The sequence below is a fragment of the Brytella acorum genome, assembly GCF_029309905.1.
Lineage (GTDB): Bacteria > Pseudomonadota > Alphaproteobacteria > Acetobacterales > Acetobacteraceae > Brytella > Brytella acorum.
Genome location: NZ_JARBJP010000001.1, coordinates 391,803 through 403,618, shown reverse-complemented (window position 1 = coordinate 403,618; position 11,816 = coordinate 391,803). Strand labels below are relative to the sequence as shown.

Below are 11,816 nucleotides of genomic sequence, written 5' to 3'. Positions count from 1 at the left end.
CTATGCCACGCAAGATCATCGTGTTATGGAGATGCTGTTACTAGCTTAGGGATAAAGCCGCATGTATCTTCGCCGTGACCGTGCCATGATCGCCGTAACCATCATGGTGGATGTGGCGTTCTACGCAGGCCGGTCGGGCCTTGTCAGCGGTTCGGATATTGCCGAGCGCGCGGGGCTGGCGCGACGTGGGATCGAACCTCTGCTTCAGGCCCTGTCCCGCTCAGGCGTTCTGGACAGCGTACGCGGCCCGCGTGGCGGCTATCGCCTTGGCCGGCCTCAGCGTGATATTTCACTCGATGAAATCGTAAGGACGGTCGCGAACGACGACGCTTCCGGCGAGGGCGGCCCGATTGGCGCGCTCTTCGAGCGCGTGGTTTCGCCGTGCTGGCATCAACTCGATAGCGTCGTATGTCAGCAGATGATCTCGCTGACGCTGGAAGACATGGTCCGCCGGGCAGAAGCGGCCGGGCTGCGTCGTCCGCTTCACGAACCCATCACCTTCTCGATCTGAAGGCCGGACGGTCTCGCATACCGGGCGTTCACGCCCTGAAGACCGCGCGCGGTGTAGCGCCGCGTTCTCGCGATCCCTTTCGCTGGGAGCACGAGAACGCGGGAAGCAGTTTTATTTATGTGAAGATTTCGTGGTGCGACGGCGTGTCGTCGTCTTGGTCTTGTGAGCGGTCTCGGCAGGCGTCGGAGGCACGACCGCGGGCTTGGCGACAACAACGCCGGTCGCATCAACCGTCGCGTTGACGGTCAGAGACACGCGCGGCTGGCCGTTGCCGGGAATCAGGATCGCAGTGAAGCTGTCCGATCCCGCATAGGCGGTGGACGGCGTGTAGTTCACATATGTCGCGTCGTCGTAATTGTAGAGAAACGCCTTGCCGTGTTTCGGCGCGGGCGAGACGCCGAATGACACGTAATTCGTATTGGCGGCCGTCCGGACCGGCAGGGCGCACAGGCCGTCATCGCTGCGAACCGTCATGGTCGCGCTCAGAGCACCATTGGCCGCCTTCTGGACCGGACCCACGTGACAGACGGCGGACACTTTCTGATAGCCGAAAGGGTTGGGTGGCACGATACGCTGGACAATCGGCTTTTGCGCACAGGCGGAGAGCGCCAAGGCTGCGCCGATAAGAGTCGTCCCGAAAAGTGATGCAGAACCTCGCAGTCGCACTGTCAAACCCCACTGATATCAAGAAGGCCGCTGAGAAACAGGCGGCTTTGGTTTTGGATGGCCTAGCGCAAGACACCGCCATGCGGAAGGGGCGGTAGATCGAATATGAGGCTTCGGAAAGGCGCGTTTGTGGCTTTTTGCACGAAAACGCCCTTTACGAGCGCCCAACGCCATTTTCCCGCCGCCTTTCCTGTTGCATTATAGGCGCTTGTAGAACGTCTTTCTCATGGCACTTCGGGTGCCTGCCCTCGACCTTCGTCTTTCGCAGCTCTGGAGTTTCATGATGCGTCTTTCCACCCGGCACCGTCTCATCGCGCCTTTCGCTACGGCTGCCCTCGCCCTGTCCGCCGTTGTGGCACCGATGGCCCATGCGGCGGGTTGTGGCGAATCTCCCGCGCATGAGGCGTTCGACGTGCAAGGCCTGAAGAGCGAACTCATGGTGACGGCGCTCTCATGCAGCGCCCAGGACCGCTACAACACGTTCGTGTCAAAATTCCGCGACAAGCTGCTGACCGAGGAAGACCGCCTCAACCGCTACTTCCGCACCACCTACGGTCGCTCCGCGCAGAAAGAGCATGACGATTACATCACGCAGCTCGCCAATGTTCAGTCCGAAGGCGGACTTCAGGCCGGCACGATCTTCTGCAAACAGCGCATGGCCATGTTCGACGAGATTGCCTATCTCGAAAGCAGCGAGGATCTCGCCCGCTACGCCGAGGCGAAAGACATCGTCCAGCCGGCTTCGTACGAAACATGCGATACGGGTGCGTCCCGCGTGACGCATACTGCCCCCGCGCGCCGCAAGACCACGCGCCGCAGCCGCGCCTGACAAGGTCATAAACCGGGGCCGTGAACGGGGGCGGCCGCGCCCCGGTTCTTATATGCCGTCAAACCAACACGGCGCTTGACGTTGACAAGCCGGGATCGGCAAGAACGGGTTATGAACGACCTCTTTCATCCCGACGACGCGCCGCCCCCGAAACCGCGCAGGACTTCGGCGCCCAAGACTTCGGCGCCCAGGTCCCAGGCCACCAGCGAATACGGGGCCGAGCACATCGAGGTTCTCGAAGGACTCGAACCGGTCCGTCGACGCCCCGGGATGTATATCGGCGGCACCGACGACAACGCCTATCACCATCTCGCCGCCGAGATTATCGATAACGCCATGGACGAGGCGGTGGCAGGGCATGCTTCGGTCATCGACGTCGAACTTGAAGACGCGCACACCCTGTGCGTCCGCGATAACGGTCGCGGTATCCCGGTGGACGCGCACCCGAAATTCAAGGACCGCTCGGCGCTGGAGGTGATCTTCACCACCCTGCACGCGGGCGGCAAATTCTCGGGAAAGGCCTACGATACGTCCGGCGGACTGCACGGCGTCGGCTCCTCGGTCGTCAATGCCCTGTCGCGCCGACTCGAGGTCGAGGTCGCTCGCGACCGGATCCTGTGGCGGCAGGATTACGCGCGCGGATTGCCACAGACGAAGCTTGAGCAGATCGGCAACGCCCCCAATCGGCGCGGCACGACCATTCGTTTCTCTCCCGACCCCGAAATCTTCGGTGCCCTCTCGTTCTCTCCGGCCCGTCTCTATCGTCTGTGCTGCTCCAAGGCGGCCCTGTTTCGAGGCGTGACGATCCGCTGGAAGGTTTCGCCGGATCTCGTCAAGGCGGGTGACGAAACTCCGCTCGAAACCACCATCCATTTTCCCAACGGCCTTGCGGATAGTCTGGAAGCGGAGCTGGGCAAGGACCCCGTCCTTCTCGCCCCGCTCTGGTCGGGCGATGCCGAGCTTCCCACCGCGGCGGACGGACGGACGGGCGGCAAGGTCGAGTGGGCTGTTGCGTTCCTGGAAACCGGCGCCTCCAGCATGGCGTCGTGGTGCAACACGATCCCGACGCCACAGGGAGGCACCCATGAAACCGGCCTGCGGGCGGCTTTCGTCAAGGGCTTTCGGGCCTGGGGCGAGCAGCGCAACAACAAGCGCGCTGCCAGCATTACCGCCGAAGACATCTTCGGTGTCGTCGCCGTCAAACTCTCCGTGTTCATTCGTGACCCGCATTTTCAGGGACAGACCAAGGAGAAGCTGACCTCCCAGGAAGCGACGCGCCTGGTGGAAGGGGCGCTGCGCGACAGGCTCGATCACTGGCTGGGCGGCAACCCGGCGCAGGCGGACAATGTTCTCGCTTTCCTGATCGAACGCGCCGAGGAGCGTCTTCGCCGTCGCGAGGCCAAGGACACGCCGCGCAAGAGCGCCACGCGGCGTCTCCGACTGCCGGGGAAGCTGACGGATTGCACACGCGAAAACGCCGCCGATACGGAAATTTTCCTCGTCGAGGGCGATTCAGCCGGCGGGTCCGCCAAGCAGGCCCGCAACCGCGAAACGCAGGCGATTCTGCCGCTCAAGGGCAAAATCCTCAATGTCGCCTCCGCCTCGACGGACAAGCTGCGCGCCAACCAGGAGCTGAAAGACCTCGTGGAGGCGCTCGGCTGCGGACTTGGTTCAAGCCTCGACATTTCGAAACTCCGTTATGGCCGCGTCATCATCATGACGGATGCCGACGTGGACGGCGCCCATATCGCGTCTCTGCTCATGACCTTCTTCTATCGCGAGATGCCCGAACTCATCCGCGACGGTCATCTCTATCTGGCGCAGCCGCCCCTCTACCGCCTCGTTCATGGCGCCAAGACGGTCTATGCGATGGATGATCAGGATCGGGACCGGTGCATCAAGCGCGATTTCAAGGCCAACGCGAAAGTCGAAATCTCACGATTCAAGGGGCTTGGTGAGATGCCGGTCTCGGATCTGAAAAACACGACAATGGATCCGAAGAAGCGGACTCTGCTCAAGGTCATCACCCCTCCCGAAGAACGCGCCCGGACCAGCGAACGCGTCGAAAGCCTGATGGGCCGTCGGCCTGAACTGCGTTTTCGTTTCATTCAGGAGCATGCCCGCTCGGCCGAACTGCTGGACGTATAATGTCGCCTCCTCAGACGGTGCAGAACGACCCTCGCTACGGACAGACGGGGGCGGTTCTGATGCTCATCGGCGGCATCTCGTCCTTCCAGATTGGCGCGGCGCTGGCGAAAGGCCTGTTCCCGGTCTTCGGTCCGGAAGGCATGGTCGGGTTGCGTGTGGGACTGGCCGCGACGATCCTCATGATGATCTGGCGCCCGACCCGGGCCCAGCTCACGCCGCGGGTTCTCAAGCTGCTGATCCCCTATGGCGCATCCGTCGCGATCATGAATTTCTGCTTCTACGTCGCATTGACGCGTCTGCCCCTGGGGATGACGGTTGCGCTGGAATTCATGGGGCCGCTCTCCCTCGCCCTGTCCGGCTCCCGGAGATGGCTGGATCTGTTATGGGTCGTTCTCGTTGTTGGCGGCCTGTTCTTCCTGCTCAGGCCGGAGCATGCCCTCGGCCCGCTGGACCCGATCGGCGTCGGCGCAGCGCTGTTCAGCGGCGTCGGCTGGGTCATCTACATTCTTACCGGCACACGCATCGGCAAGGTTCTCTCGCCAGTCACGGCAACCTCTCTGGGTCTTGCGACAGCCGCTTTTTTTCTCTTGCCCTGGCTCATTCCGGCCCTGCCTGTCGCGGTTTCGCATCCGGAAGAAGGGGTGCTTGCGCTTTGCGTCGCCATCCTTTCGTCGGCGGTTCCCTATATTCTTGACATGCTGGCGATGCGCCGTCTCAAACCACGTGATCTCGGCATCCTTCTGAGCATGGAACCCATGCTGGGCGCCGTATCCGGTCTGCTTCTGCTGCACGAAACCCTATCGGTTTCGCGATGGATCGGCGTTGGCTGTATCGTGCTGGCATCGGCGGGCAACGTGCTCACAAGTCGCACGACCACACCCATCGAGACCCAGCCGCCGCCAGGTTGAGTCGTGCGGTCATCGAGACCTAAGACAACGCGGATTGTGGCGGATTGCGCGTTATTCATGTGCTGGCGACGTCGAAAAGCGGTAAGTCGTTTGTGACAAACCATGTCCAACTCAAGTTGATAGGTTCTTCATGCGCAAAGTTCTAGTCGCTTCCGCGGCACTTCTTTTCACGGCCATGACGTCTGCCCACGCGGCCACGAAATCCAACGACAAGACGATCGATCGCGATTTCGCGCGCCTGTCCGTCGACGGCCAGAAGGCTTTCGCTGACATTTACCAGGCTCAGAAGTTTCTCTCCGCCAACCAGACCACTCAGGCTCTGCCGCTTCTTCAGGACGCGCAGGTCAGATTGCAAAAGGCGACCAAAGACAATCGCAAGTTCATGAAAGCGGAAAGCGAGCTGACGCCAGCCTCCAGCGCGCCGCCCAAATCGCCAAATCATGTCGTTTCGAACACCCCCGAAAGCTGGGTGCCGGTCGTTGGCCTCTATGTCGTGACCGACGAAATGGCCCCTGAAAAGAAAGCGGCCCTGAACACCGCGAACCAGCACCTTCAGCAGGGACAGCCCCAGCAGGCCTCACAGGACCTTCAGGTCGTCGGGCAGGATGTGGATTTCATCATGGGTCTGGCGCCGCTCGAGAAAACGACGGCAACGGTGTATCGCGCATCCGTTCTCCTGGATGGCGGCGATCAGAAGGACTCGATCGACGCCCTGAATCAGGTGCTCGACAATGTCGTATTCGTCGATGCGGACAGTGTCGAGAGCTTCGCACCCGCATCTTCAGCGGCACCCAAGTCGACCAAAAAAGCGTCCTGACACAAACGGGCACCGGAACGGGATCGTTTCCGGTGTCCGCGCATGTTTGAAACGGGATCGATCTCTCCTTCCGGATTTCTCCCTACCGAATCCGCCCGAACAGCCGCTCCAGTTCGGAACGGCTGAGCTTCAGCCAGGTGGGGCGACCGTGAGAACAGGTCGCGGCGCGGGGGGTCTGCTCCATCTGTCGCAACAGAGCGGACATTTCATCCAGATTCATGCGCCGTCCGGCCCGGATGCTGCCATGACACGCCATCCGCGCAATCGCGGCATCCAGGCGACGGTCGAACGCGGTCGTGTCCCTGGGACCGAGATCGGGATCTTCGCTGAGTTCCTCCGCGAGATCGCGCAGGAGCGCCTTCGGATCACCGCCCGCCAGCAGATCAGGCATGGTCCTGAGCAGGACGCTCCCCCCTCCGAAAGCCTCGATCTCCAGGCCCAGACGCGCCAGAGCCTCCGTATGATGCAGGAGCGTTTCGGCCTGATGCACCGGAAGATCCATCACTTCGGGCAATAACAGCCGTTGCACCCGAATATGGCCCTCATGCCGCTGGGACAGCAGTTTTTCATGAGTCAGGCGCTCATGCGCCGCATGCTGGTCCACCAGCACGAGATCCCCGTCTTCCGCGACGGAAATGATGTAAGTCTCCAGAACCTGCGCGACCGGGGCGCCAAGAGGATAATGCTTCCTCTCCTCTTCCGCGCTGGGCGGCGCAGCCGTCTGCGGCGTCTGGTCAAGCCGCCGGGCCGCCGGGGCGAAGGCTTCGTCCCGCTCCGAAAAGCCGGACTGGATCCTGTCGGAGGGCGGGCTCGCGGGCGTCGAAGGGGCGCTCCGCGTCTCTGGTGGCGGATAGAAAATCCGTGCGCGGGCCGGTGCGCGCAGAGCAATCCTGTGGCCACCGGCACCGGCTCCCTGTCCCAGCGCGCGCTGAAGCGACCCGATCACCAGGCCGCGCACGTCCGTTTCGTCGGCAAAGCGGAGTTCCGTCTTGGCCGGATGCACGTTCACGTCCAGCCGTTCCATCGGCACTTCCAGCTGAAGCGCAAGCACCGGCTGCCGACCGGGATCGATCACGGAGCGATAGGCCACGCGCACGGCCGTTTTCAGCATGGGGTCGCTGACCGGCCGGTCATTGACCAGCATGAACTGGGACGCGGTGGTCGCCCGCGTGCAGGCCGGGCCGCCGATATAGCCGGTCAGGCGCATCCCCTGCCGGGACTCGTCGATGGCGATCAGGGCATCCGTCTCGCCCAGAATGGCCTGCGTCCGCGCCAGTACCGACTGGACCGGCAGGTCGAGCGCCACGCGATCGTCCAGCAGGAGACGCATCGCACAATGCGGAGCGGCGAGCGCAAGCCGCCGCATGACGGCCTCCGCATGGCCGGATTCGACGCGCGCGCTCTTGAGAAATTTGCGACGGGCCGGGGTCGCGAAAAACAGATCCTCGACCACAACGCGCGTTCCCTGAGGGCCTGAGGCCGGAACGGGCGGCGTCACCACCCCGCCATCGACCCGCAGGCACCAGGCCGTTTCGGACCCGGCCATGCGCGAGGTCAGAGCCAGCCTTGCGCTGGCGCCGATGGAAGGTAGGGCTTCCCCCCGGAAGCCCAGTGTCCGGATGTGGACGAGCGTGTCGTCCGTCAGCTTGGATGTGCAGTGGCGCTCGACGGCCAGAAGAAGATCGTCCGGCGACATGCCGCAGCCGTTATCGACGACCTCGATCCGCTGCGTCCCACCCGCGGTCAGGGCCACGGTGAGACGCGTCGCTCCGGCGTCGATGGCGTTTTCGACGAGTTCCTTGAGCGCCGCGGCGGGACGTTCGATAACTTCACCAGCCGCGATCAGATCAATGACGTGATGGCTGAGCCGACGCAGGACAGGTCTTGAAATGGCCTCCATCGGCCGATCGCGTCAGAAAATGCCCAGAAAGCCCGAATCGGAGCTTTTGGTTGTCGGCGTCGCATCGGCCGCGGGCTTGCGACCCAGCGCCGAATCCCGCTGTAAACGGCGGTTTTCAGCGGCGCCATCGACGACGGTGCCCGCGGAACCGCCATGCCAGAACATGATGCTGTCGACCAGACCTGCGCCCGCACTGCCGAGCTCGGCATTGCGCGGGCCGTTGGCGGCCTTGCCGACTTCGTCGACAAGAGCGGTCTGGCCCGAACTCGGACCACCATCGACCGGATGAAGAGCCGCGTTGGGCGAAAGCGTCTCGAGCGCCTGCATGCGCGGGCTGTCATCGGCCGTCGAACCATTGCCGCTGCCGGGCAGATTCAGCTTTTCCGAAGGCGGCATCGAAAGGGGCGCGTGCGTCGTGACCGTATATTCATCCGGCGTTTCCCGCTCGAGGCTGAACGCGCGGACGATGTCCGAGCCGGAACAGCCGGACAGGAGGAGAAGCCCACCCAGCATCGGCAGGGCGCGACGGGTAAGCCGGGCAAACGAAGAGAGATGCTGAGCCATGATAAACCTAATTCTATGCAACCCGGACGCCATGGACAAGACACGTGGCGTCATCGCGCACGCGCATCGCCGGGCTCGGCCCGCAAACTGTCGACAAGCCAGACGGCGACGCCGCATACGATAGCGGAATCTGCGACGTTGAAAACATACCAGCTCCAGCCAAATGCATGCGCATGGATGAAATCGACCACGGCCCCGAAACGCAGCCGGTCGATGACGTTGCCGACGGCGCCCCCGGCGATCGCTCCCATCGCGATGGCCAGGACTGTCCGGCGCGTCCGCGTGATCTGCCATACGAGCGCGGCGACGGCCACGAGCGCAATGGTACAGAAGACGACCGGACCGGCCTTGCCAAGACCGCCGAGCATTCCGAACGTCACGGCATGGTTCCAGACCATCGTGAAATTCAGGAATGGCGTGATCGCGACCGAGCCGCGTGCGGGAAGATCGAAGCCGGTGAGAATCCACCACTTGCTCAACTGGTCAGCCACGAGCACGCCAAAGAGCGTCGCGAGACCGACCAGAATCCGGCGCATCTGATGCGTCGTCATCAGGCGGAGGCTCCATCCATGCCCGGCATGCGCGTTTCGACGACATCGACGCAGCGCAGGCACAGACCCGGATGGGCGCCATGGCTCCCCACCTCGGGCAGAACCTTCCAGCAGCGCGCACATTTCTGCCCCTGCGCTTCCGCGACGGTCGGACCGCCATGCGGCTCCGAAATGCCGGGAAGCGCCTCCGAACCGTCACCATCAAGGTAAATGGTCGGCGCATTGACCAGCAGTTCGACATCCGCCTGCGACACGATGGCGAGTTCCGCCCAGTCCACATCGCCGAAATCCGCCGCCTCGCGTTCCGTCAGCGGCAGACGCACGCGGGCTTCCAGAGACGCGCCGATCAGACCCGCGCGCCGGGCCGCTTCGAGTTCGCTCGTCACCACGCGCCGCACGCCCCGCAGGCGTGTCCAGCGATCGGCGAGCGCCTCGTCGCGCCATGCGGCGTCCGGCGTCAGGAACGCCTGGAGATGCACGCTCTCGCCCTCTTCGAAACGCGCCGTCCAGGCTTCCTCCGCCGTGAAGACGAGCACGGGGGCAAGCCAGGTGCAGAGCGCGCGATGCAGGATATCGAGCACCGTGCGCGACGCGCGGCGACGCAGGCTGTCAACGCCGTCACAATAGATCGCATCCTTGCGGACGTCGAAATAGAAAGCCGAAAGATCCGTCGTGCAGAAACCGTGCAGCGCCGGATAGACGCCCACCCATTGATGCGTCTCGACGCCACGACGCACGAGCGCGTGCAGTTCCGTCAGGCGATGCAGGATGTAACGTTCAAGTTCCGGCAACTCCGAGAACGGCACCGCTTCGGCGGGAGAAAACCCGTCCAGCGCACCGAGCAGCCAGCGCAGCGTATTGCGCAGGCGGCGGTACAGTTCGCCCTGCTGCTTGAGGATCTCGTTGCCGATGCGGAGATCCTCGTTGGTGTCGGAATTCACGACCCACAGACGCAGGATGTCCGCGCCGAGCTTGTCGGTCACGTCCGCGGGCGCGATGACGTTGCCGAGCGACTTGGACATCTTGCGGCCCTGTTCGTCGAGCACGAAGCCGTTGGTCACCAGAGCCCTGAACGGCGAGACGCCGCGCGTTCCAACGCTTTCGAGAAGAGACGCCTGGAACCAGCCGCGATGCTGGTCCGAACCCTCGAGATAGAGATCGGCGGGGAAATTCAGCCCGTCCTGCCCCAGCACGAAGGCATGCGTCGAACCGCTCTCGAACCAGACATCGACGATGTCGAAGACCTGTTCGTAATCGGCCGGATTACGGTCCGGGCCGAGGAAGCGCGCCGGATCGGCGCTATACCAGACATCCGCGCCCTGCTCGCGCATCGCATCGACAACACGCTGCATCACCTCGGGGTCCCGCAGAACCTCGCCGCTCGCCTTGTGTACGAAGATCGCGATCGGCACGCCCCAGGCGCGCTGGCGGCTGATGCACCAGTCAGGGCGTTGCTCGACCATGGAGGTTAGGCGGTTGCGCGCGATTTCCGGCACGAAGGTCACGCCTTTGAGGGCATCGAGCGCCTTGGCGCGCAGGTGCCCCTCGCCATCCATGCGGATGAACCATTGCGGCGTGGCGCGGAAGATGATCGGTTTCCGCGAGCGCCATGAATGCGGATAGGAATGCGTGATCGAACCGCGCGCCAGCAGCCCCGCGGGCGCGTCGCCGTTTGCGATCCGCCGCTGCAAGGCGTCCGTCAGCGCGGCGCAGACCGGATCGGCGGCCTTGAACACATGGACGCCCGCGAAAAGCGGAACCCACGGCGCATAGGTGCCGTCATCCTGAACGAGTTCGGGAACTTCGATTCCATAAGCACGCGTGACGACGAAATCGTCCTGTCCGTGGGACGGCGCCAAATGGACGAGACCCGTTCCCGCATCCGTCGTGACGAAATCGCCCGGCAGCATGGGCACGTCGAAATCATAGCCCTCCCCGCGCAGCGGATGCGAGCAGATCGCGCCTTCCAGCGCCGAGCCGGGAAACGTGCTCAGGACGTGATGTTCGAGAATGCCGCTCGTCTTGCAGAAGTCGGCGACGCGATCTTCCGCCAGCAGGAGACGCGCGGCCAGAGGCACAAGGCTCTCGGGCGCGACGTCATCGACCTGGATGACCGCGTAAGTGATTTCGGGGCCATAAGCGAGCGCGCGATTGGCCGGGATGGTCCAGGGCGTCGTCGTCCAGATGACCGCGGACGCGCCGCTCAGGGCCTGGTCCGGCGTCGGATCGGCGATCACGGGAAAGGCGACGTCGATCGTCGTCGAAGTGATGTCGTGATATTCGATCTCGGCTTCCGCCAGCGCGGTCTTCTCGACCGGGCTCCACATCACCGGACGCAGGCCGCGATACAGCAGGCCGTTCAGCAGGAAGCGGCCGATCTCCTCGACGATCGCCGCCTCGGAACTGAAATCCATGGTCGCGTAGCGGTTGTGCCACTCGCCCTGCACGCCAAGGCGCTGGAACTCGGCGCTCTGAATGTCCACCCATTTGCGCGCGTATTCGCGGCATTCGGCGCGGAATTGCAGAACGGGCACGGCATCCTTGTTCTTCCCCGCCTTGCGATATTCTTCCTCGACCCGCCATTCGATCGGCAGGCCGTGGCAGTCCCAGCCCGGGATGTAGCGCACGCGCTTGCCGCTCATGCGCTGGGCGCGATTGACGACATCCTTGTTGATCTTGTTCAGCGCGTGACCGATGTGAAGATGGCCGTTCGCATAGGGCGGTCCATCATGAAGCGTGAAAACCTCACGCCCCCGGCCTGCCTCGATGATGCGCTGGTCCAGATCCGAGGCCTTCCAGCGGGCCAGCGTCTCCGGCTCCCGAATGGGCAGGCCTCCCCGCATCGGGAAGCTGGTACGCGGCAGGAAAACCGTTTCACGGTAACGGTCCTGCGGGTCGGGGCTGCTTTCGGACATCTTCCAC

10 protein-coding genes are annotated in these 11,816 nt (G+C 63.5%); 5 read left to right on the top strand and 5 right to left on the bottom strand.

Annotated elements, in window-relative coordinates; translation table 11 throughout:
• Positions 1-61: 61 nt before the first annotated feature.
• Positions 62-511 carry an RrF2 family transcriptional regulator gene (locus tag PWM43_RS01755; RefSeq protein WP_289840841.1) on the top strand — a complete coding sequence of 150 codons (450 nt, stop codon included), beginning with the start codon at positions 62-64 and terminating at the stop codon, positions 509-511.
• A gap of 111 nt (positions 512-622) precedes the next feature.
• On the opposite strand, the gene PWM43_RS01750 is transcribed toward PWM43_RS01755, so the two are convergent.
• Positions 623-1,177, bottom strand: a complete 555-nt coding sequence (locus tag PWM43_RS01750) for a hypothetical protein (RefSeq protein ID WP_394356019.1) — start codon at positions 1,175-1,177, stop codon at positions 623-625.
• A 283-nt stretch (positions 1,178-1,460) separates the two neighbouring features.
• On the opposite strand from PWM43_RS01750, the gene PWM43_RS01745 reads away from it, so the two are divergent.
• The 4 genes from PWM43_RS01745 to PWM43_RS01730 all read left to right on the top strand — a co-directional run bounded on the left by PWM43_RS01745 (position 1,461) and on the right by PWM43_RS01730 (position 5,879).
• Complete coding sequence (locus tag PWM43_RS01745; RefSeq protein WP_289841153.1) at positions 1,461-2,006, top strand: hypothetical protein; 546 nt, start codon at positions 1,461-1,463, stop codon at positions 2,004-2,006.
• 111 nt (positions 2,007-2,117) lie between these two features.
• A complete protein-coding gene (parE, locus tag PWM43_RS01740) occupies positions 2,118-4,154 on the top strand; it encodes a DNA topoisomerase IV subunit B (RefSeq protein WP_289840839.1) in 2,037 nt (678 codons plus the stop codon).
• Positions 4,154-5,062: an EamA family transporter gene (locus tag PWM43_RS01735; protein ID WP_289840838.1), complete on the top strand. Its 909-nt coding sequence runs from the start codon at positions 4,154-4,156 to the stop codon at positions 5,060-5,062. The genes parE and PWM43_RS01735 overlap by 1 nt, the downstream gene beginning before the upstream one ends.
• A gap of 130 nt (positions 5,063-5,192) precedes the next feature.
• Positions 5,193-5,879, top strand: a complete 687-nt coding sequence (locus PWM43_RS01730; protein WP_289840837.1) for a YfdX family protein — start codon at positions 5,193-5,195, stop codon at positions 5,877-5,879.
• A gap of 82 nt (positions 5,880-5,961) precedes the next feature.
• Here the strand turns inward: PWM43_RS01730 and mutL are convergent, their stop codons facing one another.
• The 4 genes from mutL to ileS are packed head-to-tail and all read right to left on the bottom strand — an operon-like array spanning position 5,962 to position 11,809.
• The gene (gene mutL, locus PWM43_RS01725) at positions 5,962-7,779 is read right to left on the bottom strand and encodes a DNA mismatch repair endonuclease MutL (protein ID WP_289840836.1); all 1,818 of its coding nucleotides are present in this window, start codon (positions 7,777-7,779) and stop codon (positions 5,962-5,964) included.
• A gap of 12 nt (positions 7,780-7,791) precedes the next feature.
• Positions 7,792-8,343 (bottom strand): DUF3035 domain-containing protein, encoded by a 552-nt coding sequence (locus PWM43_RS01720; RefSeq protein WP_289840835.1) that lies wholly within the window; start codon positions 8,341-8,343, stop codon positions 7,792-7,794.
• 50 nt (positions 8,344-8,393) lie between these two features.
• Complete coding sequence (gene lspA, locus PWM43_RS01715) at positions 8,394-8,894, bottom strand: signal peptidase II (RefSeq protein WP_289840834.1); 501 nt, start codon at positions 8,892-8,894, stop codon at positions 8,394-8,396.
• Positions 8,894-11,809 carry an isoleucine--tRNA ligase gene (gene ileS / locus PWM43_RS01710; RefSeq protein ID WP_289840833.1) on the bottom strand — a complete coding sequence of 972 codons (2,916 nt, stop codon included), beginning with the start codon at positions 11,807-11,809 and terminating at the stop codon, positions 8,894-8,896. The genes lspA and ileS overlap by 1 nt, the downstream gene beginning before the upstream one ends.
• Positions 11,810-11,816: the final 7 nt, after the last annotated feature.

Bases quoted from the DNA above. Each gene is read 5' to 3' on its own strand.
- PWM43_RS01755 (WP_289840841.1), top strand. From the start codon at position 62: ATGTATCTTCGCCGTGACCGTGCCATGATCGCCGTAACCATCATGGTG.
- PWM43_RS01745 (WP_289841153.1), top strand. From the start codon at position 1,461: ATGCGTCTTTCCACCCGGCACCGTCTCATCGCGCCTTTCGCTACGGCT.
- parE (WP_289840839.1), top strand. From the start codon at position 2,118: ATGAACGACCTCTTTCATCCCGACGACGCGCCGCCCCCGAAACCGCGC.
- PWM43_RS01735 (WP_289840838.1), top strand. From the start codon at position 4,154: ATGTCGCCTCCTCAGACGGTGCAGAACGACCCTCGCTACGGACAGACG.
- PWM43_RS01730 (WP_289840837.1), top strand. From the start codon at position 5,193: ATGCGCAAAGTTCTAGTCGCTTCCGCGGCACTTCTTTTCACGGCCATG.
- mutL (WP_289840836.1), bottom strand. From the start codon at position 7,779: ATGGAGGCCATTTCAAGACCTGTCCTGCGTCGGCTCAGCCATCACGTC.
- PWM43_RS01720 (WP_289840835.1), bottom strand. From the start codon at position 8,343: ATGGCTCAGCATCTCTCTTCGTTTGCCCGGCTTACCCGTCGCGCCCTG.
- lspA (WP_289840834.1), bottom strand. From the start codon at position 8,894: ATGACGACGCATCAGATGCGCCGGATTCTGGTCGGTCTCGCGACGCTC.
- ileS (WP_289840833.1), bottom strand. From the start codon at position 11,809: ATGTCCGAAAGCAGCCCCGACCCGCAGGACCGTTACCGTGAAACGGTT.